The organism is Lysobacter sp., assembly GCF_035655815.1.
Lineage (GTDB): Bacteria > Pseudomonadota > Gammaproteobacteria > Xanthomonadales > Xanthomonadaceae > Lysobacter_J.
In genome coordinates, this window is record NZ_DASRTS010000001.1 from 15,633 (window position 1) to 38,024 (window position 22,392).

A 22,392-nucleotide genomic window follows, 5' to 3' on the forward strand; every position below is an offset into this window, starting at 1 on the left:
GCATCGATCATTGGGCATGTGCGGCGCCAGCACGACGGTCGAACAGGCGCGATCACCTTCATGTCGCGCACGCCGGATTCTTTGCCGAATCAGCTCGAATTGAAGCGCAAGAATGCGGACGATACGCTTCGCCCGGACGCATGAGCTTCTCACTGGGTGATATATGGATCGTACCGAAGGTGGTCGGACACAACGGGCCAACAGTCTGCTCTTTGCAGGCGTAAGCAGCGGAAAGGTGATTGGCGCGAGCTTCGCGCTGTATCCGGTGCTCACGCTGATCATGTGCGTGGCGATCGATGTGCTGGATCGCATCGGCGATCTGGGCTTCATGCTCGTCCTCATCGGTGTCGGTCTTCCACTCGCGGGCATCGTTGCCGCGGCAGCCACGGTGATGGGGCTCATCGCGGCCTGGCAGCGCAGCGTGTTCATGAGCGTGCTTGGCGGCTTTGTCGTGGGCGGTTTCGTGTCGGTGCCCATCGGCATGGCGATCCTGTTTCCGTCGTAGCACTTCGCATCGGCTGCTGCCGTGCGCACTCTTCAACGTACTCATCGGTCTGATGCAACTGCATGTCCCTACTGCACGCGGTTCTGTTCGTAATCACCTGGATCTTCGTACCGCTGCTCGCGGGTCTCGCGATGCATCAGTTCGGGCGGCTGATCAATCGCTTGCTGGGCACACGCCGCGAGCACAGGAACAATGCCCGCAGGTCGCGTCAAACTGCATCGGCCGAACCACACCGAGGCCGCACGTTCGCGTCCCTTTGGCGCTGGGTGACGATTGCGGCGATGGCCGCAACGACGGTGCTCGTGCCGCTGTCGTTTCCGGACGAATCGCACTTGCAGCGCCATCTGGCTTCCGTCTTCGGGTATCGGGCGACCCGGCTGTCCGTGCACCTCACGCGCGACACGCCCGCTGATCGTGCCGCCATGCTGTCGGCGTTGGCACCGGTGTTGCGCGACGGCGGGCGAACCTTCACTTACCGGTCGGGCAACCGGCGTGGAAACTCGCATTCGAACCACTCGGTGATGCCGGCACGATACCGGTTCGAAGGCCGGAGGCTGGACGTCGTGATGGGCGGGATCCTGCCCAACGACCATCTGGTTCCGATCCACGCCGCGCTTGTGGCCGCAACGAATCCCTTGCCCGATGGCATCGGTCAGAGCATTCCTGCGGTACTGGCGGTGCGCGAGCGGATGCTGCCCGTGAAGCTGCTGCCTCGCACGGCCCGCTTGCATGGGCTGGCCTGGTTCGACGCTGCACGGCAGGTCGGCCGAAACGACTGCCGCTTGCTCGTGGACGTCGAAGCACCGCGAACCGCGGTATCCGACCTGATGGTTGTCGACGCGTCTGGCCGCGCATCTCAACGCATCGGCTTGACGCTCGGCAGCAACACAGGTGCGAACTTCCAGGTAAAGCGCATCTCGCCCATGCGGGCAGTGAGCCGTTCGCCTGATGCGGTGTTGCTGGCGCTCGAGGCCGTGCCGGATTCATTCGAGGCGGATTCGGAATCCTGCGCGCTCGACTTCGTGCCGAACATCGACGCCCGGCTGGTCGCAGCGGCCGCCCTGAACGCCATGCCGGGTCTGCAAGGCCGCATCGCGTCCGTCGAAGTACTGCCAATCAGAACCTTCCGCCCATGGCTCGAACGCGGCTTCGAGCCGTACGACGACAGCGGGCGTGGCGCGTCTGTCCCGGCAATGTGCTCGTACGAAGACGGCGAATGGCAACAGGCCAATCTCGAGTTCGCAAGGAACGACTGCGCGCGGAACACGGCCGCGAAAGAGTGCGTTGCCGCCGCGGCGCGCCGATCGTCATGGGCTTCGCATCGCTCGCGATGCCTAAGCCAGTAAGGGAAGGCCGAACTCGTTCGCGGCGGGTACGTCGGAGGCTGCCTGGAGCAGTGCGTCCCCAGCTCCACGTCATTCAATCACCTGCGCATCAAGTCCGGCGATCGCCCGTTCCAATACCTGCGTTGGCGAACCACTGACGTCCACGGCCACGACGTCTCGTTCGGCGCAAGGCGGTTGCAACGCGTCTAACTGGGATGTGAGCAGCGTGGCCGGCATGAAGTGGTCGCCGCGCATCGCGAGTCGCGCGGCGATCACGTCCGGCGGCGCATGCAGGAACACGAAACGCATCGGCACGCCGCTGTCACGCAGGCGCTGCCGATGCGCCGCGCGCAGGCCCGAGAACGCCAGCACCGAAGAGTGTCCCTGCCGCGCAAGGCGCTGGAGTTCGCGCGCCAGCGCTTCGACCCATGGCTCGCGCAGTGCATCGTCGAGCGGCACGCCGGCGCCCATCAGCGCCTTGGCTTCAGGGGAGTGGAAGTCGTCGGCATCGAGGTATACATGGCCGTAGTGCGCGGCCAGCGCGCGCGCCAGCGTGGTCTTGCCGCTGCCGGAAACCCCGGTGACGATGATGGCGTGCGGTTGTGCCGGCATCTGGCTGTTGTGGACAGGGGAAGTACGACGACTCGGCAGCGTAGCGCGACACCCGCATGTCCCGGGTCGTGGCTTGAGAGGTATATATGAATCATATATGATTTGTATATACCTCCCTCAGGCCATTCCATGGGCATCGTCAACATCGATGAAGAACTGCACGACCAGTTGCGGCGCGCGTGCACCGTCTCGCACCGGTCCATCAACGCGCAGGCCAACTTCTGGATCAAGGTCGGCATGCTGTGCGAGATGAACCCGGAGCTCAGTTTCCAGGACATCGTCGCCAGTGAGTTGCGCGCAGCGGGCGTACAGCCGCAGCCGTTGCGATCCGGGCGCGCGTGATCAAGAGCGCCGCCGAGATCGAACTGATGGCGCAGTCCGGCTCGCTGCTGGCCGACGTGTTCGACGCGCTCGGCGGGCTGCGGCTGGAAGGAATGAGCACGCTGCAGGTCAACGACTTCGTCGAACGGGTGATCGTTGATGAACTGCAGGCGCGACCGGCCAGCAAGGGTCAGTACGGTTTTCCGCACGTACTCAACGCGTCCATCGACAACGTCGTCTGCCACGGCATGCCGACCGCCGACGACGTTCTGCGCAGCGGCCAGATCGTCAACCTCGACATCACGCTGGAGAAGAACGGCTACATCGCCGACTCCAGCACCACGTACCTGGTGGGCGAGGTGGCGTATCCGGCACGCCGGCTGGTATCAACCGCGTACGAGGCGATGTGGAAGGGCATCGCAGCGGTGCGCCCTGGCGCACGGCTGGGCGACATCGGCCATGCGATCGAGCGCCACGCGCGCGCCAACGGCTACAGCGTGGTGAAGGAATATTGCGGGCACGGCATCGGTCGGCAGATGCACGAGGAGCCGCAGGTCCTGCACTACGGTCGGCCCGGCACGGGACTCGAACTGAAGGAAGGCATGGTGTTCACCATCGAGCCCATGCTGAACGAGGGCAAGGCGGCCATCCGCTCGCATCCGGATGAGTGGCCGGTGTACACGCGCGACGGCAAGCTGTCGGCGCAGTTCGAACACACGGTCGCCGTCACACGGACGGGCGTGCGCGTGCTGACGTTGCGGCGCGGTGAGACGCCGCGGTGCAGAATCGGCTGACCCTCGCGCTCGTCGCGCGCTCTTCGAGGTCAACGCCATGACCGATCGCTTCGCTTCATGCAGTTGCGGGAAGCTCACCGTCACCACGCGTGGTGAGCCGGTCCGCATCTCCGTCTGCCATTGCCTGGCCTGCCAGAAGCGCACCGGCAGTGCGTTCGGCGTGCAGGCGCGGTTCCCGGCGAAGGACGTGGTCATCTCCGGCGAAAGCACGGAATACACCCGCGTCGGCGACGAGGGCACGTCGGCGCGGTTCCACTTCTGTCCGGAATGCGGCGCCATCGTCTTCTACTGGCTCGACGCCGTGCCGGGCATGCTCGCCATCCCGGTCGGAGCATTCGCCGACCCGCAGTTTCCTCCGCCGCGCGTGTCGGTCTACGAGGTGCGGCAGCATCCGTGGGTACGCCTTCCCGACGACATGGAGCATATGGATTGAGGCCCGGCGGCGCCTTGGTCAGAAATTAGTGTTGACTAATTCATCAGTGATGGCTAATGTGTATCCATGACCGAAGCTGCCGACATCACCGCCGTCATGCGTGCCCTGGCCGATCCGACACGTCGTGCCGTGTTCGAACGGGTCGTGGGAGCCGACGAGATCACTGTCGCCGACCTCACCCGCGGGAGCGGGGTGACGCAGGGCGCGATCTCGCAACACCTGAAGTCGCTGAAGCAGGCGGGTCTGGTCATCGAGCGTCCCGAAGGGCGCAACGTCTACTACCGGGCGCAACCCGACGGCCTCGCACCGCTGGTCGACTGGATGAGCCATTACGGCGTGTTCTGGCGCGAACGCTTCGCCGACCTGCACACGCTACTCAAGGACATCGACCCATGAACGATTCCGCGTTGCAGACCGGCTCCCAGGCCATCGTGGTCGACGAGGTCTTCCCGCATGCGCCTGCGACCGTGTGGAAGGCGCTGACTACGGGCAACCTGATCGCGCGCTGGATGATGGCGCCGCGCAGCTTCGAGCCGGTGCCTGGCAACCGCTTCACCTTCCAGACGACGCCCGCAGGCGAGTGGGACGGCGTCATCCATTGCCAGGTGCTGGAAGTGGTGCCGTGCGAACGCTTCGTCTACGGCTGGCGCGGTGGCCACGAAAGCAACGAAGGCTATGGTGCGCCGCTCGACACCGTGGTGACGTGGACGCTCACGCCGGCCGGGAATGGCACGCGCGTGCGACTGGTGCACTCGGGCTTCGTGCTGCCGAAGAACGGCACCGCCTACCGCAACATGAGCGAAGGCTGGAAGAAGGTGCTGCGGAACCTCGACGACGTATCCGCGGACATGGATGCGGCGTCCGCATCGTCACGAACGAACATCCACTGATCCTTCGCGTACGCATCGCTGCGCGCGACAACATTCCGGGTGAACACCATGAGGCAGGCCTATGCCGGCGGCTGCGCCTGCGGCGCGATCCGCTACACGATCGACGGCGAACCCGTCTTCATGAACGACTGCCAGTGCCGCGACTGCCAACGCAAAAGCGGCACCGGCCACGGTTCGTACCTGACGTTCCTGCGCGATGGCGTGACGCTGGAAGGCAAGGCAACGCACTGGGACATCGTCGCCGACAACGGCAACGTCAAGACGCGCGCCTTCTGCCCGACGTGCGGCTCGCCGGTGTACATGACCTTCGCCGCAAACCCCGGCGTGTTCACCGTCCACGCGGCAAGCCTGGACGACCCGTCACGCTATCGTCCGCAGGCCATCACGTATGCGATGCGCGGCCACGCCTGGGATCACCTGGACCCGTCAATCGCGCGGTTCCAGGGAATGCCGACGGGCTGAGTGTCGTCGCCACGCGGCGATCATCCTGTTCGCGCCGCGTACGCCGGCGGGTGCTTGAAGGCCGGTCGGATCTTCACGGACCAACCAGTCGCTTCTCCCACGACTCCACCGTTGCGGTTGCCAGGCGGTGGCCCAGGATCTTCTGCCACGACGGAGGCAGCGGCAACGCCGATGCTGCCTGCAACTGGTCGCGGTCCAGCGTGCGGTTGAAGAGCAGGTCGGCGAGGCGTCGCACCGTCCATGCGGGATGCGGACGTTCGACGATCTCCAGCGTGTCGCCGGCCTGCACGGCGCCCTCCTGCAGCACGCGGTAATACCAGCCGGTGCGGCCGCTATGCTGCATCGTCCGCGCGACGTGGGGCTGGCCGAAGCGGTCGTTGAGTTTCCAGCACGGCTGCCGGCCTTGCGACACCTGCAGCAGCGCGGTGCCGGCACGCACGACATCGCCCAGGCACACGTCGTCCTCGGTCCAGCCGCTTGAGCTGAAGTTCTCGCCGAAGGCGCCCGGTGATTGCAGCAGCGGGTGCTCGCCGAGTTCGTCGCGCCACCACGCGTAATGATCGAACGGGTAGTGATGCACGGCCTTGTCGGGGCCACCGTGTACGCGCGTGTCGCCCTGCTCGTCGCCTTCGATGCCGAGCGCGGCGACGCGCACGCTACCCGCGGTCGGCTGCTTGGCGATGGCGCTGAACGTCTCCGGTCGTGCGTACGGTACGGCACGAGCCGTCAGCACCGTATGCAACGTGGACGGCTGCGCGACGCTCATGCCGGCTGCGCGTCCACCGGACATCCATCCGGCGTACAGCCCTGCGTCGGGACCGTGTCATCGGCGGTCACGGCGGGCTCCGCCAGCAGTCCGGCGATCTGCGCGCCCAGCACCAGGTCGCTCACCTGTCCGAAGTGCTGGTGGCGGATGCGGCCGTTGCGGTCGATCAGCGTCAATGTCGGCGTGCCGCGCATTGCATAGGCCGCCATGGTCTGCGGTATGCGCCCGTCCGGCCCGGCGCGATCCACGCCGACGGGGAAGGGGATGCGGTACTCGTGGAGAAACGCCTGCAGCGCGGTCGGCATCATCGCTTCGTGATGTTCGAAGACGGTATGCAGGCCGATCACGGCGACCTGCTCGCGCGCGAACGTGGAGTGCACGCGCGCTGCCTGCGGGAGGCCATGGGATGCGCAGCCGGGACAGAGCATCTGGAAGGCTTCCAGCACGACCACCGTGCCGCGCAGCGATTCCAGCGTGATCGCGTCGTGGGTGTTGAACCAGCGGTCCACCTGCCAGGCGGGCGCCCGCGTGTGAGTGGTGACGTTCATGCGCATTCTCCGAAAGCCCGCACCGTCATGGTGCGGGCGCTTGCATCAGCGGTTGGGTTTGCCGGGCAGGCTGAGGTCGCCCGACGCCACCTTGAACACGTCGACCACGCACAGCAGCGGCGCGTGCACCGATGCGTTCACGCGCAGGCCGGACGTGACGCCGTCGAAGCTGCCGGCGGTGACGATGCCGATGTCGTCGAACGGCACCTTCACCTCCACCGTCTTCGCATCGAGCGTCGGGCTCCAGCCGGGGCTGTCCAGCAGCAGCGGCAGGCCCGGCCAGGTCTTCGGCAGGCGCGGCTTCTGTCCCGCCGGAATATCGACCACGCCCAGCGCGCCCGGTCCACAGGCTTCGTTGGGTTTGAGCACCACCCAATGGCTGTGCCACAGGTCGCCGTCGTTGTCGCGGCGACCGTCGCCGTTCTCGTCGTACAGCGGCGTGTCGTCGAAATCCGGATGCGCGGTGACCGCCATCGCGAGGATGCCGGCGCCGCGCTCGAATCCGACTTCGTACGGATCGATCGAGGTCGGCCACACGTACGAGAACACGTCGCTGCCGGCCAGCTTGCCCGTCGCGGCGGGCGTGGTGCGCCCGGCCTTGCCGGACACGGCCATGTGGAAGGTTGCGACGTTGCCGTCGGTGGTGATCCTGGTGTGCACGATGTCGAAGTCGGCACGCACCGCGGAGTTCGCTTTCGACTGGATGCCGCCCTTGTGCGGGGACGCATCGTGCGCGTGTGCGGAAGCGGCGCCCAAGGCCAGCGCCAGGGCGAGTGTCAGCGTTTTCATGGCGTTGACCTCAGCGCACGTCGGCGATGGAAGCGCCGAAGTTGATGTGCAAAGGCAACCCGCCGAGCACCAGCGCAGGCACGGACTTCACGCCAGCGGCCTCGGCTTCGGCGATGCGATCCTTGCGCTCCGCGAGATGAACGATTTCCACGTCGAAACGCGTGGGATCCAGCGACGCGGCGAGCTGGCGCTCGGCATCGACGCACACCGGGCAACCGGCGTGATAGAAAACGGCTTTCTGGCGCATACTTGAATCTCCTCTTGCTTGCTCTTGCAGGGTGGGTGGAGGAACCGGGCGGCGATCGATGGCAGTCGGTCGTCGCCCACTTTTTTCCGCCTAGGGCGGAGACCGGAGCCGGAACCGCTCGCGGTTCGCGGCCATGAGTTCATCGTCGGCCGGCAGTTGCTCGGCGCAGTCGGCACGCAGTTCCGCGTCGCCGAAAGGCGCGTTGACGAACGCGCAGAAGTGCGGCCGGTCGGCATCGGCGCTGGTGTAGGGCTGGAAGAAGCGGCAGCCCAGGCACGTGCGCAATCCCGTCGCCAGACCTTGCTGTTGCGCCTGGCCGACCAGCAGCTGGGTGACGCGCAGCAACGCGCCGACATCATCGGCATCCAGATCCTGCATCAGCGCGGCCATGCCGCGGTTGGGATGATTGAGCCGGGTCACCAGTGCGCGTCCCTGACGCGTCAACTGCACGATGGAAGCGCGGCGGTCGATCTCGTCCACGTCGCGCCGGATCCACTCCTTCGCTTCCATCGCCTTGAGCGAATCGCTGAGGCTGGCCGGCGAGACGCCGATGCGTTGGGCGATCTCGCGTGCGCGCAGTCCTTCCTTCGTGCCGGCCAGCATGCGCAGCACCGATGCCTGCGTGGGCGGAAGCGCGGGCACGCCGTCGCTGCGCCAGGCCTGGGCGCGGACCAGCGAGGCGAGTTGCTCCAACCCGGCGGCAGCCTGTTCGCGTTGGCGGTCCTGCTTCGTCATGGCGATAAAGTAGGAGTCCTAACTATATTCGTCAATGACCGTTCGTCGGCGGACCGGCGTCCTTCCGGGAAGCCATAGGCTCAGGCGATCAGCAGGCGATTGGACCGACGGCGCTGCGTGGCTTCCGGCGCATGTGCAGGCCAGGCCCGCGCGATCCGCGTCACCGCTTCGACCAGCTGGTCTTCCGGCTTGGCGTAGGGAATGCGGAGCCAGTTGTCGGCTCCGCCCTCGACGCTGAAGACCGGGCCCGGCGCGAGTTGGACGCCTGCCGGTTCCACGTCGGCTGCCAGTTGCGTCGCACTGCCGTGCGGCAGCTGCAACCACAACGTCAGGCCGCCCTGCGGGACGCGGAACCGCCAACCGGGGAGTCGCTCGCGGACCGCATCGGCGAGCGCATCGCGGCGACGGCGCAGCTGCTCCCTGCGCAGGTCGGCGATCGCGCTGTCCGCCATCAGCTCGGCGACCACCAGCTGGTCGAACAGTGATGTGCCCAGGTCCAGCTGCACGCGCGTGCCGACGATGCGGCGGACCAGATCGTGCGGTGCGCGGATCCATCCCACGCGCAGCCCGCCTCAGAACAGTTTCGATGCGCTACCGATGGTGATCGCATCGGTTGCGTGTGCGGCGAACGGGGCGGGCATGGCGGCGTCTGACAATGCGATTGATTGCAGCGCCTCGTCGACGATCGCGACGGCGCGCGTGGCGCGCAGCGCAGCGGCGTATCGCGCGCGGTCGGCGTCGCCCATCAGGAAGCCGGTCGGGTTCTGGAAGTCCGGAATCAGGTACGCCAGGTGCGGCGAGGTCTGGCGCAGCATCGCCTCGATGCCGTCCAGATCCCAGCCTTCCTCGCCCAGTGGATCGCCCAGGGGCGAGGCGACCAGACGCGCACCGCCCAGGCGCAGTGCCTCGATCGCGTTCGAATACACCGGCGTCTCGATCATCGTGCGGTCGGCCGGTCGCGAGAGCGCGCGCGCGACGATCGCGACGCCGGCGAGCGCGCCGGAGGTGATCACGATCTGCTCCGGCGTGGTCGGCAATCCGCGTCGCACGTAGGTCTCGGCGATCAGCGCCTGCAGCACCGGCAGGCCGGACGGCAGGTACCCGTCGGTGCCCAGGTACGAAGGCAGTTTCGCCAGCGCGCTCGTACGCGGCGGCAACGCCCGGCGTAGCCGCGCTTGCCGCGCAGTTGAGGTCGATCGTGCCCTCGGCGGACGCAGCGCCGGCGAGCGAGTGAAGCGCGTGGTCGTGCGCGCGGCGGCGCTCCACCGGAACCGCAGCGAAGGTGCCGGAGCCTTGGCGCGCGGTGGCGAATCCGGCCGCGATGAGGTCGGCATACGCGCGCGTGACGGTGTTGCGCGAGACGCCCAGCACCTGCGTGACGGCGCGCTCGCTGGGCAGGCGCGTGCCCAGCGGAATGCGACCGTCGCCGATCAGTTCCTGCAGGGCCACGCGCAGGCCGCGGTAGGCCGGGGCGCGGCTGAAATTGCCGACCAGGGCGGCCAGGCGATCCGGGGCCAGGGAGCGGTTCATGAGGCCACTATCGCACGATTGGCTCTATTCGAAAGAGCCAATTGCCGCGATGGTGGCTCCATGAAACCCGATCTCCCTTCTTTCGGCTTGGCCAATCTCGGGCCGATCGCCCAACTTCGCGCGGGCCGTTTGCCCGAGCGCCTGCTGCGCCTGATGCTCGGCTTGTGGCTGTATGGCGTCGCCATCGCGCTGATGATCGAAGGCGCGCTGGGCGCGTCGCCGTGGGATGTCTTCCACTTGGGCGTCTCGCTGCACGCGCCGATGTCGCTGGGCACGGTGATGGTCATTACGGCGATTGCGGTGCTGCTGGCGTGGATTCCGCTGCGGCAGATGCCGGGCGTGGGCACCATTGCGAACACGCTGTTGCTGGGACCGTTCGCCGACCTGAACCTGATGCTGTTCGACACGCCGCAGACGCTGCCGCTGCGCATCGCGTACATGCTGGGCGGCGTGGTCGCATGTGCGTTCGCCACGGCGCTGTACGTCGGCGCGCAACTCGGGCCCGGACCGCGCGACGGCCTGATGACCGGCCTTGCACGCCGCACCGGCTGGTCGATCCGCCGCGTGCGCACCGCCATCGAAATCACCGTGCTTGCGGTCGGCGTGATCCTCGGCGGGACCGTCGGTGTCGGCACGGTATTGTTCGCGCTGGGCGTGGGACCGCTGACGCAGTTCTTCCTGCGCTATCTGGTCGTGCGCCTGGACGCGCCCAACGCCGCACTGTCCGGAGAAACGACTTGAACGCTAACGTCCTGCGCTACAGCGCATTCACCAGCGATCCACAAGGCGGCAATCCCGCCGGCGTGGTGCTGGACGCGCGCGAGCTTCACGAGGCCGATATGCAGCGCATCGCGGCCGAGGTCGGATATTCCGAGACGGCCTTCCTGTCGCCGCGCGACGACGGTTCCTTCGACGTGCGCTACTTCAGCCCGAAGGCGGAAGTGAGCTTCTGCGGACACGCGACGATTGCGGCGACGGTCGCGCACGCGCAGCGCCACGGTCCGGGCGAACGCGTGCTGCATACGCGTGCCGGCCCGGTACGGGTAGACGTGGATGCGGATCTCACCGCGACATTGCGTAGCGTCGAGCCCCGCGTGGCGGCGCTGGAAGCGGACGATCTGGCCGCGATCCTCCACGCGCTGGACTGGCGTGCCGAAGAACTCGATCCCGCATTGCCGCCAGCGGTCGCGTATGCAGGCGCATGGCATCCGGTCATCGCGGTATCGACGCGCGAGCGCCTGTCGCGTCTGGATTACGACTTCGAGGCGCTGGCCGCGCTGATGGCGCGCCGCGACTGGACCACCATCAACCTCGTCTGGCGCGAGGACGTCGCGACCTTCCACGCACGCAATCCGTTTCCGCCGGGCGGCGTGGTCGAAGATCCCGCCACGGGCGCGGCCGCCGCGGCTCTCGGCGCGTACCTCGCCGTGCACGATGCGTTGCCGCCGCAGCGCACCTTCGTCATCCATCAGGGCAGGGAGGTGGGCCGCCCCAGCGTGCTTCGCGTGCGAGTGCCCGATGAACTGCGCGATGGCGTCCGGGTTAGTGGCGCGGCCGTGCGCATCGATGCAGGCGAAGTACAGCGCTAGGCGGATTCGGCGTCGAGGCCGTCGCCACCGCCGCTCTCCACGCGCCGTGACCTGCGCGCGACGTCGATGCCGCGCACGATGATTTCGTGCACCACCAGCGGCAGGACCCAGCTGAGCCATAGCAGCACCGGGATCATCACCGGCGGCGGCGCGAGCTCCATCACGCCGGGGATGCGGAGCATCGCGCGGAACGTGATCGGCGACAGCGTGATCAGGTAGTTGCGCACCATCCAGCGCTGATGCGTCTGCTGTCGCCGCGCGCGGATGGCCGTGAAGCCCACGAACGCCGTCGCCAGCCATGCCAGCGCCGTCGCGGCGAATGCAATGCGGAAGGCCAGGTCGGCAGGCGAGGTGGCGATCAGTCCGGCGGCGCCGGCACAGGCGACCAGCATCGCCAGCAGATACACGCGGCCAATACTGCGATGCACCTGCGGCCGCGTGCGACGCCATTGCGTGAGCCATTGCAGTGGTCCCAGCAGGATGCCGAGCGCGCCGCCGCCGATGTGCATCCACAGCCACTCGCGTCGCGACCAGAACATGCCGTACGCGCCGGCATCCAGATGACTGTACTTGCGCCACGTGATCAGCAGGAACTCGACGGTCACGACCGCCAGCACCAGCCAGGCGATGCGCGGAAATGCACGCTGCAATGGCGTGCGAGCAGAAACGGGCTCGTGCTGCGTCGGGACTTCCATGTCGGTGCCCTGCCAGGTGCGCTAAGCCCGAGCCTACGCCGGTGGCTGCTCGCGGACAACGCAGCCTCGCCGGCGTCCACTGCCCCTAGCTCGCCTCGTCGTGTGGCAAGTCATCGCGGAAGCGCTGCTCGAGCCACCTCCGGCCGTAGTCCACCAGCGAGGCGGCTTCGAACAGGCGGCAGTGCGCATGGCCGACGCGACCCTGCAGATGCGGTTGCTCGCGGATGTAATCGCGTGCGATGGATTCCACCGCATCCATGCATCCCTCAGCGGCGAAGCAGTCGAGTATTCCGTTGGAATCGAAGTCTTCCGCCCTGACCCACCGCACGCCTCCGTCTTCCGCGGGCATCGGCATCTCGTACGAGACCCGCCGTTTGCCCGGAATCTCCGCGATGGCCTCGGCGTAGTGCAGAACGGTGAGCGAATCCGGCGGCGCGCCGAGCAGCAGCACGCGGCCGTTGGCCTGTAGCAGCCGCTCGAGCGGCGAGCCGGGGCCGTAGGCGCATCCCAACGGGTGCTGCCTGACCATTGGTGCGGCGCTGCCCACGCCGATCATCGATGCGTCCGGATGCGGGCTGCGCTCCGCGCCCGGCAGCTTGCGCAGGAATTCGTTGAGCAGTCCGAAACCGCGATAGGTCGGTGCATGCGCGGGGTCGAACACAGGCCACTGCGCGCGAGCGTCATCGTCCAGCCGCGCGCCGTTGAGCGTTTCCATGTAGGGCGATGCGTCCCACGACCCAAACGCGAGTATGCCGCCGGCGGGCATCACCACATCGAGCAACGCCTGCGCGACCGTTGCGCCGCCACCTTCGACCGGTCCGACCGCCTTCAGCGATGCGTGCACCATCACGACGTCGCCTGCGCGCAGCCCGAGTGCCCGCAGTTCGCCGGTGAGTTGCGCGAGGGATGCCGCTGCACTGTCGTTGGGCATGTGCGATCGTCCGATGACGCGCGCCTGCGACTACTTCGGGCGCGCCTTCTTCAGGCGCTCGGCGAAGCTCTTCTTTTCCAGCGCCGCCAGCGCGCTGCGCAGCACCTGCTCGAGCGGCATGCCGATGTCCTCGTTCAGGCTTGCCGCGGCCCTGGCGGTCGCCGCCCACTGCTTCTTGAGCCTCGGCAATTGCGAGCGCGCGTAATCGGTCAGGTGGACGATTCGCTCACGGCTGTCCTGGCCGGTTTCCAGGCGTACCCAGTCGCGCTCGATGAGCGCGCTGATGGTCTGGCTCACGGCGGAATGGGTCAGACCCGTGCCGGCCGCGATGTCCTTGATGCGCGAAGGCCCTTCCTGCATCAGGGCGCGGATCACCGGCGTGAATCGTGGCCTGAAATCCAGGCCGAGATTGGCGTACTCGGCTTCCACCGCCGGATCGAGTTCGTCCAGTAGCGAGCGCAGCAGGGTGCCAAGCGTGGCGTTCGGCATTGTCATGGCTCGAAAATATATGTTAGTGCTTATACATCGTCAATACACCCCCGGAGAAAGGCCGTGTCGTACGCACTGTTACTCGCCACACTCGTCGCCGCATGCCCCGAGCAACAGGCCGTTCTGGACCACGCCGCACGGGCGATCGAAGCCAAGTACGTGGATCGCGAACAAGCGTCGCAGATCGCCCTGAGCGTGCGCGACTGGGCCCAGCGGAACCGCTACGCCGACAGCTGCAGCGACCCGTCCGCCTTCGTGTCGCGCCTGAATCGCGACCTGCACGCATACGACGGGCATTTCCATTTCGAACCCGTCGCGGACAAGGCCAGCGCGGGCGACGACTGGATGATGGCGTGGCGTGCGCAGGCGGGGCCGACCAACGCCGGCGTGCGCGAAGTGCGCGTGCTGGAAGGCAACATCGGCTATCTGCGCCTGGCGACGTTCTACTCGTGGGACATCGCCAGGCCAAAGCTGGTGGCTGCCTTCCAGCTGCTGGGCGACACGCAGGGCCTTGTGCTCGACCTGCGACAGAACGGGGGCGGCGAATCGGATACCGCCAACCAGCTGGTGCGCGCCCTCCTCGGCGGCGACGTCGAATCGGTCCAGCGCATCGAGAACCGTCGCGGCACGACGCTCGAAGAACTTCCCAAGCTCGACATGCCCGCCTATCCGCACGGCATCGTGGTGCTGGTGGATCGGCGGTCCGCGTCCGCGTCGGAGTTCGTCGCGTACTCGCTGCAGGCGGCCGGGCGCGCCACCGTCGTCGGGTCGCGCAGCGCGGGCGCGGCCAACATGCTGGGCGAGCCGGACGTGTTGCCGCATGGCTACCAGATCTCCATTCCCGACGCGCGACCGGTCAACCTGAAGACCGGCCGTAACTGGGAGGGCGCGGGCGTCACGCCGGACATGGGCGGCGGCGACGATCCGGTGTTCGTCGCACGACGCATCCTGGCGGGCGACGTGAAGGTCGGCGCGCGTTGAAGCGGCGTCGTGCGTTAGCAGTGTGCCGCCCTGCGACGATGGCGCACCGAGGCCGATGCCAGGCTGCCGCGCCTGGCGAAGAACTTCGATCAGCTTGATGCGGACAATGACGGCCGGCTGCCCAGGAACGAGATGCGCCACGCGGCCGAACTGCTCCGCCAGCGGCGCGGCGGCTGAAGGCGCCGCGCGTGGCGCTCCCCGGCTTCCTGCTCACGCGGCGGCCAGGCTTCGTGTTGATGGCGGGACGCGTCGCAGCCGGGGCTAGAATCGCTGCCACGACGACTAGGGATGGCGCGCCTCGATGAACCCGCGTATCACCGCCGCCACGCGCGCGACCATCATTACCGGCATCGGCGCACTGCTGATGCTGGTGCCGGTGGTGAACGCGCTGATCCTGATCGGCGTGATGCTGCCGCTGTGGGTGATGAACGATCTCGGCGTTCCCGGACTTGGCAGCGCGGTGAACGGCTTCTTCATGCCCAGCGTGATCGGCTGGTTGCTGGTGGGACTGAGCTTCTGGTCGTTCTGCTTCGTGCTTTCGCTCGGCGCCATCCGGGCCGCGGCGCGGCAGCGGCAGTAGCGCTCCACAGCGATTTCAACTGTCCGCGCGAAAGTGCTCGACCAGGAACTCCACCGTCGCGCGTACGCCGGGCAATTGACCGCGCCGGTGCGGCATGAGCAGCGTGGTGGTCACCGTGCCTGCGTGCCAGCCGGGCAGCACGCGCACGAGTTCGTTGCGTGCGATCGCGGCGCGGCACATGCGTTCGGGCAGGCAGGCGATGCCCAGTCCGGCGCTGGCAGCTGCAATCAGCACCACCGATTCGTTGGCGACGAACGCGGCGCGTGGCGCGACCTGCACGCGTTCGTCGGCCGTGTCCTGAAGCGTCCATGTAGTGGCGGTCGCACCGCTGAGCAGGCCGTCGTGATGTTCCAGCGCGGTCGGCGTCTGCAACGATTCGCGATCGGCGAGATATGAAGGCGAAGCCACCAGGATGATCGACTCGGTGGCCAGCGTGCGCTGCACCAGCGCCGAGTCGGGCAACGGCGCGAAGTGGCTGCGTATCGCGATGTCGATGCCTTCCTGCATCACGTCGACGAACCGGTCGGTGACATCCAGCTGCACGTTGAGCCGTGGATACGCGCGCGCCAGTCGCGGCAGGCAATCGGCGAGCTGTGCCTGGGCGACCGGAACGGAGGCCGTGATGCGCACCGTGCCGCTGGGTTCCATCTGCCGCCGGCGCACGACGGCTTCCGCCGCTTCGGCCTCTATCAGCGCGCCGCGCGCGTGCTGATAGAAGTCGCGTCCCACCTCGGTGAGCGTGAAGGTGCGCGAGGTGCGCTGGACCAGCCGCGCGTCGAGCGCCTGCTCCAGCATCGCCACGCGCTTGCTCAGGGTGGACTTGGGCAGCCCTAGCCGGCGCGATGCCGGGGCGAAACCGCCGGCATCGACGGCAGCGACGAAGAAGGCAAGATCGTTGAGATTGAGCACGCTATCGACCATGTATGTGGACGCTAAGTCCAATCGTGGCCGACTGTTCGACCATCGTCCACGATCATAGCCTTGTCGGGTCGCCGGACGAATCCGGCCTACCCAGGAGCGATCCCATGACCCCCATCCTTTTCTACGGCGTGCCCTCGGGCTGCTCGTTCGGTTCCATCGTGGCGCTGGAATGGCTCGGCCAGCCGTACCGGCTGTGCCGCATCGAGATGCCCGAAGTCGTCAGCGGCGAGGCCTACCGCCGCCTCAATCCGGTCGGCGAGACGCCGACGCTGCGCACGCAGGGCGGCCAGCTGATCAGCGAAAGCCTGGCCATCCTCAATCACCTCGGTGCGCGCGGCATCGACCGCAGGCTCGGCTTCGCGCAGGGCACGCCGGAGTTCGACCGCCTCAACCAGATTCTCGCCTTCCTCAACACCACGTTCTTCGGCGCGTACGTGCCGCTGTGGTTCGCACTGGAACATGGCGGCGACGCGGAGCAGCAGCGCGTGCTGCGCGAGTTCGGTACCGCGCAGGTGCGCAAGGCGCATGCGGCGCTGTCGGCGATGCTGGGCGACAAGCCCTGGCTGATGGGCGAGCAGCGCACGCTGGCCGATGCCTACTTCATCGGCATCGCGCGCTGGAACGACTACCATCAGGTCGTCGACCGCCGCGACTATCCCAACCTGCAGCGGTTGTTCGACCGCCTTGAGGCGGATCCCGCGGTGAAGTTCGCGCATGCGATCGAAGACCAGCGCAACGCGCAGAGCACCGGGCAGTTCATGGGCGAGGTCGCGCTGGAAACGGTGCTGGCCGAGGAGACAGTTGCGGCCTGAGCCACGATGACGCAGGTGGCGGCGCTGCCGCCACCTTGCGCGTCACCCCGGCGCGGGATCGCGCGTCATGTCAAAGGCCATTCGACATCTGTCGGCGGCACCGGGTGCGCGTCCTAGAATCGCGATCCTTCGAAGTAGCAATCGGATTGCGCGAATGATCCATCACATCTCGATCGGTGTACGCGACCTCGCGTTGGCGGGACGGTTCTACGACGCGGCGCTGGGTGCGCTCGGCTACCGGCGCGTGTTCGAGGACGACACCGCCATCGGCTACGGACTGGTCGACGACGAGGACCTGCTCTGCCTGAAACTGCGCCCGGACGCGATGCCGCCCGGTGCGGGCTTCCATCTCGCGTTCGCGGCGCCGTCGCGCGCGGCCGTGCACGACTTCCACCAGGCCGCGCTGCACATCGGCGGACAGGACAACGGCGCGCCGGGCCTGCGTCCGGAATACGGACCGCACTACTACGCGGCGTTCCTGATCGACCCGGATGGCCACCGCATCGAGGCGACGATCAACGGGCCTGCCGCCGTGGATGGATCGCCCTGATCGACACAGTTACGCGCGTCGCGCGCGGATCGGCCATGAGCGACTAAGCGCGCAGCCGGATCGAAGTGCAAGGCAGCCCTATCGTCTGAGCCGGTCAGCCCTTGGCCCCCGGTCACGCGGTGCCGTGCGTCGACCCGCCACGCCGTCTTCTGGCGGTGCCCCGGGAAACATGGTTTCATTGCGTCCCTCGAAAGTTTGAGGTTCGTCACAGATTCCTGTGGCGAGCGGGGGCTGCACCACAGGGGGATGCATGAAGCACCGGGGCGCGATCCAGCGATGGATCGGCGCGGGCAACGTCTTGTCGCGCGCGCAGTTGTTCGAAGGACTCAAGGGCAGGTCGCACCGCGTCGTCGACGCGGCATTGGCGATGTTGCTGGTGCTGTTCGCCGGGCCCGTCGCGGCACAAAGCACGACGGTGACGATCACCGGTGCGGACCGGCCATCGTTCTCGCGCGAGGGCCAGCCGCTCACCTTCCACGTGCGTCTGGACACCGGCAACACGCCGATCGACACGCTGACGTTCACCAGCGGCAGCCCTTCCGGCATGTCGGGCCTGTCGTGCCCCGGTCTCCCGGCGGACCTCATGACCAGCACGTACTGCACGTTCACCTACACCACCACCGCGATGGACGTCGCGATGGGCAAGGTGACCGCGCTGGGTCGCTGGCGTGTCACGCGTCCTACCGGCGCTGCCCGCAACGGCAGCACGAACACGCTGACGTTCCCCTACGCACCGCCGCGCGAACCCGATGCGCCGGATGACGTCACGGCCACCGCCGGCGACGGCCAGGCGACGGTGGCGTTCGATACGCCCTTCGACGGTGGCTATCCGATCGACAGCTACACCGTCACCTCCAGCCCGGGTGGCTACTCGGCCGCGGGCACGGGCAGCCCGATGGTGGTGGGCGGCCTGACCAACGGTGTCGCGTACCGCTTCACAGTGAGGGCGACGAGCAGCCGTGGCACGAGCACGCCGTCGGTCGCCTCGGCTGACGTCACGCCGAAGGCCGCACAGACGATCACGTTCGCCAATCCCGGCGTCCAGACCTTCGGCACGACGCCGACGCTGACGGCGAGCGCGAGTTCGTCCCTGCCGGTGGCGTTCACTTCCGGCACGACGGGCGTGTGCACGGTCGACGGCGCCGGCCAGCTGACGTTCGTCGCGGCCGGCACATGCACCATCCACGCGGACCAGGCGGGCGACGGCACGTACGCGGCCGCACCGCGCGTATCGCGGTCGTTCACCGTGGCACCGGTATTGCCGGGCGCGCCGACCATCGGCAGCGTCGCCGCGGGCGACGGCGAGGCGACGGTGAACTTCACGGCGCCCGCGTTCACCGGCGGCACGACGGTCACCGGATACACCGTCACCGCCACTCCGGATGGGATTACCGCGACCGGCGCTACCGCGCCGATCACGGTCACCGGCTTGAGCAACGGCACTGCCTACACGTTCACCGTGACGGCGACCAACAGCGCCGGCACCGGCGCGCCGTCGGACGCGTCCACCAGCGTAGTGCCGGACACAGCACCGGGCGTCACGAGCGTCACCGTGCCGGCCCCCGCCACCTACGCAACCGGCCAGAGCCTCGACTTCACCGTGCACTGGGATCAGTCCGTCACGATCACCGGTGCGCCCGGCATCGGCCTGACGATCGGCGCGACCAGCGTGCAGGCGAATTACCTGGCCGGCTCGGGCTCGACCGCGACGACGTTCCGCTACGTCGTCCAGGCCGGCCAGATCGATGCCGACGGCATCACGGTTGGCACGTTGTCGTTGAACGGAGGCAGCATCCGCAACAGCAATGGACAGGACGCGGTGCCGACGCTCAACTCGGTGGGCGACACGAGCAACGTGCTGGTCGGCGCGGTCAACCAGGCGCCCGTCAACACCGTGCCCGGTCCGCAGTCGACGCGGCAGGACGCGCCGCTGGTCTTCAGCGGCGGCAATGCGATTTCCGTCAGCGATCCCGACGCCGGAACCGGAATCGTCGAAGTCGCCCTGACCGTGAGCAACGGCGTGCTGTCGTTGCAGGGCACCGGCGGCCTCTCCTTCGCGACGGGCGATGGCGATGCCGACCCGGCCATGGCGTTTACCGGGCGCCTTGCCGACATCAATGCCGCACTGGCGGGACTCAGGTTCGTGCCGACCGCCGGCTATTCGGGCCCCGCGATCCTGTCGATCCACACCAGCGACCTGGGCAACACGGGCTCGGGCGGCATGAAGACCGATAGCGACACCGTCGCCATCACGGTGATGAGTTCCGACACCACGGCGCCGACCGTGGCCGCCATCGACCTGCTCGATGCCAGCCCGACCGGAGCATCGAGCGTGCGTTACCGGGTCAGGTTCTCCGAGCCGGTGACCGGCGTGGACCTCAGCGACTTTTCGCTGGTCGGAGTCGGCGACGTTATGGGCACCTTCGCCCAGCTGGCAACGCCCGACAACATCGAATACACGGTGACCGTCGACAACGTGACCGGCGATGGCGCGCTGCGGCTGGACCTCCTCGCCGGTAGCACGGGCATCATCGATCGCGCGGGCAATGGCGCACCGGGCTACACGGGCGGGCCGGTCTACGTGATCGACCGGACGTCGCCAACCGTGACGGGCGTGCTGGTGCCTGCGGCCGGCCAGTACATCGCCGGGCAGAGCCTGGTGTTCACGCTCACCTTCAGCGAAGCGGTCAACGTGACCGGGACGCCCGGGCTGCCGATCACCTTCGACGTCGGCGGCATGCGCGAGGCGGCGTACGTCAGCGGTTCGGGCACCGACGTGCTGGTCTTCAGCTACACCGTGGCCGCGGGCGACCAGGACCTGGACGGCCCCACGCTCGGCAGTGCCTTCGTGCTCAACGGCGGCGCCATTGCCGACCTCGCCGGCGCGCCGGCCGATGCGAATCTCCATGGCGTCGGCAGCATGACGGGCGTGGTGGTCGGGCTGCTGCCGCAGGCGATCACCGGCTTCGTCGCCAATCCCGTTGCGCCGATCTTCGTTCCCAACGGCACGTTCACCGTGTCCGCCACCGGCGGCGCATCGGGCCTGCCGGTGACGTATGCCTCGGCGACTCCATCGGTGTGTTCGATTTCGGGCGACACCGTGACGATGATCGCGGCCGGCACGTGTTCGCTCACCGCCGACCAGGCGGGCAACGCCAGCTATGCGGCGGCGCCGCAGGTGACGCTGGACGTGGCCATCGGCATCGCCGCGCAGGCCATCACCGGCTTCAGCGCGAATCCGGCCGAGCCGGTGTACTCGCGCGGCGGAACCTTCGTGCTGTCCGCGATTGGCGGCGCGTCCGGCCTGCCGGTGGTGTTCGCATCGAACACCACGTCGGTCTGCACGGTCAGTGGCAGCACGGTGACGATGCTGGCGGCCGGCACGTGTTCGCTCACGGCCGACCAGGCGGGCAACGCCAGCTTCTCCGCCGCACCGCAGATCGCGCTGCAGGTGGTGATCGGCCGCGCGCTGCCGACGCTTGCATGGGTGGCGGACATGAGCCGGACACTAGGCGAAGCCGCGTTCGAACTGCCCGATCCGACCAGCGACAGTGCAGGCGCCTTCACGTTCACCAGCAGCGATCCGCACGTGGCGACGATCAGCGGGCGCACGGTGACCCTGGTCGGTGCGGGCGTGACCACGCTGGTGGCGACGCAGGCGGCCGCGGGCAATTACGCGCAGGCGTCGGTCAGCATCGTGCTGGCGGTGGTCGACCGTCCGGATCCGACGCGCGACGCCAGCGTGGTGGGCGGACTGCAGGCGCAGGTGGACGCCAGCGTGCGCTTCGTCGCCGCGCAGCAGTCCAACATCCAGAACCGCATGCGGCAGTTGCGCTTCACCACCAGCACGTCGAACAACGCACTGACGCTGAGCATGGCCAGCCTTTCGGGCACCGGCCTGTCGATCAGCGCGGACGAGCTGGCCTCGTTCCAGGATGCGCGCCTGCCACAGGGCATGGCGATATGGACGGCCGGCACCATCACCAGTGGCGGGCGCGATGCGGACGGCGACGCAGACGCGTTCGATTTCCGCAGCGACGGCGTGACGCTCGGTGCGGACTGGCGCATCAGCGAGCGCTTCGTGTTCGGCGTGGCCGGCGGCTGGGGCTGGAACGACACCGATCTGGACGAGGCCAGGTCGAACCTCGACGCGCAGCAACGCGCACTGTCGCTGTATGGACTGTGGCGTCCGGGCGAACGCTGGTTCGTCGACGGCATCGTCGGCTGGGGCGATCTCGACTTCGACATCCGCCGCTACAGCGCGACGGCCGGCGCGATGGCGACCGCGCAGCGCAATGGCGACCAGTCGTTCGGTGCGCTGACCGGCGGCTATGAGCACGCGGCCGGCGACGGAATGACGCTGACCGGATATGGTCGTCTGGATGCGAGCCGCACGCGCCTGGATGCCTATCGCGAGCAGGGACTCGGCCTCTACGACCTCGCCTACGGTTCGCAGACGGTCGAGAGCAGCGGCGCGTCGCTGGGTGTGGAAGGGAGCTTCCCGATCCTCACCGCGCGCGGCGACGTGGTCCGTCCGTACTGGATGCTCGAATACCGCGAATCGCTCGACAACCGCAGCGATGTGGACCTGAACTACGTGATCCTGCCGGTGGACGACGGCTACGCGCTCGGCATGCGCAGCTTCGGCGACAACGCGCTGACCTACGGCGGCGGCATCGACCTGGACCTCGCCGCCGGCTGGAAGCTGTCGTTGCTGGCGCGTCGCCAGCATGGCGACGGCCAGCGGCCGAGCAGTACCTTCGGCCTGACGCTCACGTTCTCGCCGGCCACGCGCGACGTGGCGGCGGTGGCGACGGATGTCGAGGCAACGCAGGAAGTCGCTCCGACTTCGCCCTCATCGTCGCAGGCCGATCGCTGAAGGCGATT

Annotated in this window: 25 protein-coding genes and 2 pseudogenes; 15 read left to right on the plus strand and 12 right to left on the minus strand. The window is 67.7% G+C overall.

The genetic code is table 11. The features are described 5' to 3' along the window. Positions 1-163: 163 nt before the first annotated feature. Both VFE83_RS00075 and VFE83_RS00080 read left to right on the plus strand, forming a co-directional pair. Positions 164-505: a hypothetical protein gene (locus VFE83_RS00075; RefSeq protein ID WP_324902822.1), complete on the plus strand. Its 342-nt coding sequence runs from the start codon at positions 164-166 to the stop codon at positions 503-505. A gap of 62 nt (positions 506-567) precedes the next feature. Further along, positions 568-1,851 (plus strand): hypothetical protein, encoded by a 1,284-nt coding sequence (locus VFE83_RS00080; protein WP_324902823.1) that lies wholly within the window; start codon positions 568-570, stop codon positions 1,849-1,851. A 69-nt stretch (positions 1,852-1,920) separates the two neighbouring features. Here VFE83_RS00080 and VFE83_RS00085 read toward each other — a convergent pair whose 3' ends face one another. Beyond that, the gene (locus tag VFE83_RS00085; protein ID WP_324902824.1) at positions 1,921-2,442 is read right to left on the minus strand and encodes a gluconokinase, GntK/IdnK-type; all 522 of its coding nucleotides are present in this window, start codon (positions 2,440-2,442) and stop codon (positions 1,921-1,923) included. A 129-nt stretch (positions 2,443-2,571) separates the two neighbouring features. Between VFE83_RS00085 and VFE83_RS00090 the strand changes: the two genes are divergently transcribed. The 6 genes from VFE83_RS00090 (at position 2,572) to VFE83_RS00115 (ending at position 5,342) form a co-directional block, all read left to right on the plus strand. Then, positions 2,572-2,784, plus strand: coding sequence for a ParD-like family protein (locus VFE83_RS00090; RefSeq protein ID WP_324902825.1), 213 nt, complete (start codon positions 2,572-2,574; stop codon positions 2,782-2,784). Continuing rightward, complete coding sequence (gene map, locus VFE83_RS00095) at positions 2,781-3,557, plus strand: type I methionyl aminopeptidase (protein WP_324902826.1); 777 nt, start codon at positions 2,781-2,783, stop codon at positions 3,555-3,557. Before VFE83_RS00090 ends, map begins: the two co-directional genes overlap by 4 nt. 37 nt (positions 3,558-3,594) lie before the next feature. Then, complete coding sequence (locus VFE83_RS00100; RefSeq protein WP_324902827.1) at positions 3,595-3,990, plus strand: GFA family protein; 396 nt, start codon at positions 3,595-3,597, stop codon at positions 3,988-3,990. Between the two features lie 66 nt (positions 3,991-4,056). Then, a complete protein-coding gene (locus VFE83_RS00105) occupies positions 4,057-4,386 on the plus strand; it encodes a metalloregulator ArsR/SmtB family transcription factor (RefSeq protein WP_324902828.1) in 330 nt (109 codons plus the stop codon). Next, positions 4,383-4,880, plus strand: coding sequence for an SRPBCC domain-containing protein (locus VFE83_RS00110; RefSeq protein ID WP_324902829.1), 498 nt, complete (start codon positions 4,383-4,385; stop codon positions 4,878-4,880). The genes VFE83_RS00105 and VFE83_RS00110 overlap by 4 nt, the downstream gene beginning before the upstream one ends. Before the next feature lie 48 nt (positions 4,881-4,928). Next, complete coding sequence (locus tag VFE83_RS00115) at positions 4,929-5,342, plus strand: GFA family protein (RefSeq protein ID WP_324902830.1); 414 nt, start codon at positions 4,929-4,931, stop codon at positions 5,340-5,342. Between the two features lie 73 nt (positions 5,343-5,415). Here the strand turns inward: VFE83_RS00115 and VFE83_RS00120 are convergent, their stop codons facing one another. The 7 genes and pseudogenes from VFE83_RS00120 to VFE83_RS19475 all read right to left on the minus strand — a co-directional run. Then, complete coding sequence (locus VFE83_RS00120; RefSeq protein ID WP_414674662.1) at positions 5,416-6,132, minus strand: MOSC domain-containing protein; 717 nt, start codon at positions 6,130-6,132, stop codon at positions 5,416-5,418. Further along, positions 6,105-6,656: a peroxiredoxin family protein gene (locus tag VFE83_RS00125; RefSeq protein ID WP_324902832.1), complete on the minus strand. Its 552-nt coding sequence runs from the start codon at positions 6,654-6,656 to the stop codon at positions 6,105-6,107. The genes VFE83_RS00120 and VFE83_RS00125 overlap by 28 nt, the downstream gene beginning before the upstream one ends. 45 nt (positions 6,657-6,701) lie before the next feature. Then, positions 6,702-7,445: a hypothetical protein gene (locus tag VFE83_RS00130; protein ID WP_324902833.1), complete on the minus strand. Its 744-nt coding sequence runs from the start codon at positions 7,443-7,445 to the stop codon at positions 6,702-6,704. A gap of 10 nt (positions 7,446-7,455) precedes the next feature. Then, positions 7,456-7,692, minus strand: a complete 237-nt coding sequence (locus tag VFE83_RS00135; RefSeq protein WP_324902834.1) for a thioredoxin family protein — start codon at positions 7,690-7,692, stop codon at positions 7,456-7,458. Positions 7,693-7,782: 90 nt separating this feature from the next. Further along, the gene (locus tag VFE83_RS00140; protein ID WP_324902835.1) at positions 7,783-8,427 is read right to left on the minus strand and encodes a MarR family winged helix-turn-helix transcriptional regulator; all 645 of its coding nucleotides are present in this window, start codon (positions 8,425-8,427) and stop codon (positions 7,783-7,785) included. An 80-nt stretch (positions 8,428-8,507) separates the two neighbouring features. Next, a pseudogene (locus VFE83_RS00145) lies at positions 8,508-9,761 on the minus strand (PLP-dependent aminotransferase family protein). Beyond that, positions 9,718-9,957: pseudogene (locus VFE83_RS19475) on the minus strand (GntR family transcriptional regulator); the annotation flags it as partial. The pseudogenes VFE83_RS00145 and VFE83_RS19475, both read right to left, overlap by 44 nt. A gap of 60 nt (positions 9,958-10,017) precedes the next feature. Between VFE83_RS19475 and VFE83_RS00150 the strand changes: the two are divergent. Together VFE83_RS00150 and VFE83_RS00155 are read left to right on the plus strand one after the other, a co-directional pair. Continuing rightward, on the plus strand, positions 10,018-10,698 hold the full coding sequence (locus VFE83_RS00150; protein WP_324902836.1) for a hypothetical protein: 681 nt from the start codon (positions 10,018-10,020) through the stop codon (positions 10,696-10,698). Then, complete coding sequence (locus VFE83_RS00155) at positions 10,695-11,546, plus strand: PhzF family phenazine biosynthesis isomerase (RefSeq protein WP_324902837.1); 852 nt, start codon at positions 10,695-10,697, stop codon at positions 11,544-11,546. Before VFE83_RS00150 ends, VFE83_RS00155 begins: the two co-directional genes overlap by 4 nt. Here VFE83_RS00155 and VFE83_RS00160 read toward each other — a convergent pair. The 3 genes from VFE83_RS00160 to VFE83_RS00170 all read right to left on the minus strand — a co-directional run bounded on the left by VFE83_RS00160 (position 11,543) and on the right by VFE83_RS00170 (position 13,667). Further along, positions 11,543-12,241: a DUF2306 domain-containing protein gene (locus tag VFE83_RS00160; RefSeq protein ID WP_324902838.1), complete on the minus strand. Its 699-nt coding sequence runs from the start codon at positions 12,239-12,241 to the stop codon at positions 11,543-11,545. The genes VFE83_RS00155 and VFE83_RS00160 overlap by 4 nt on opposite strands. 85 nt (positions 12,242-12,326) lie before the next feature. Beyond that, the gene (gene aac(3), locus VFE83_RS00165) at positions 12,327-13,172 is read right to left on the minus strand and encodes an aminoglycoside 3-N-acetyltransferase (RefSeq protein WP_324902839.1); all 846 of its coding nucleotides are present in this window, start codon (positions 13,170-13,172) and stop codon (positions 12,327-12,329) included. Between the two features lie 30 nt (positions 13,173-13,202). Continuing rightward, positions 13,203-13,667, minus strand: a complete 465-nt coding sequence (locus VFE83_RS00170) for a MarR family winged helix-turn-helix transcriptional regulator (protein ID WP_324902840.1) — start codon at positions 13,665-13,667, stop codon at positions 13,203-13,205. A 57-nt stretch (positions 13,668-13,724) separates the two neighbouring features. Here VFE83_RS00170 and VFE83_RS00175 point away from each other — a divergent pair, with 57 nt between their 5' ends. Next, positions 13,725-14,642 carry a S41 family peptidase gene (locus VFE83_RS00175; RefSeq protein WP_324902841.1) on the plus strand — a complete coding sequence of 306 codons (918 nt, stop codon included), beginning with the start codon at positions 13,725-13,727 and terminating at the stop codon, positions 14,640-14,642. Positions 14,643-14,943: 301 nt separating this feature from the next. Next, entirely contained in the window at positions 14,944-15,222 is a 279-nt protein-coding gene (locus VFE83_RS00180) for a hypothetical protein (RefSeq protein ID WP_324902842.1), read from the plus strand. Positions 15,223-15,237: 15 nt separating this feature from the next. On the opposite strand, the gene VFE83_RS00185 is transcribed toward VFE83_RS00180, so the two are convergent. Next, a complete protein-coding gene (locus VFE83_RS00185) occupies positions 15,238-16,143 on the minus strand; it encodes a LysR substrate-binding domain-containing protein (RefSeq protein WP_324902843.1) in 906 nt (301 codons plus the stop codon). Positions 16,144-16,247: 104 nt separating this feature from the next. Here VFE83_RS00185 and VFE83_RS00190 point away from each other — a divergent pair, with 104 nt between their 5' ends. From VFE83_RS00190 to VFE83_RS00200, 3 genes are all read left to right on the plus strand, one after another. Continuing rightward, a complete protein-coding gene (locus tag VFE83_RS00190; RefSeq protein WP_324902844.1) occupies positions 16,248-16,955 on the plus strand; it encodes a glutathione S-transferase family protein in 708 nt (235 codons plus the stop codon). Positions 16,956-17,109: 154 nt separating this feature from the next. Further along, on the plus strand, positions 17,110-17,505 hold the full coding sequence (locus VFE83_RS00195; RefSeq protein ID WP_324902845.1) for a VOC family protein: 396 nt from the start codon (positions 17,110-17,112) through the stop codon (positions 17,503-17,505). A gap of 250 nt (positions 17,506-17,755) precedes the next feature. Continuing rightward, positions 17,756-22,384 (plus strand): autotransporter domain-containing protein, encoded by a 4,629-nt coding sequence (locus VFE83_RS00200; protein ID WP_324902846.1) that lies wholly within the window; start codon positions 17,756-17,758, stop codon positions 22,382-22,384. Positions 22,385-22,392 lie beyond the last annotated feature (8 nt).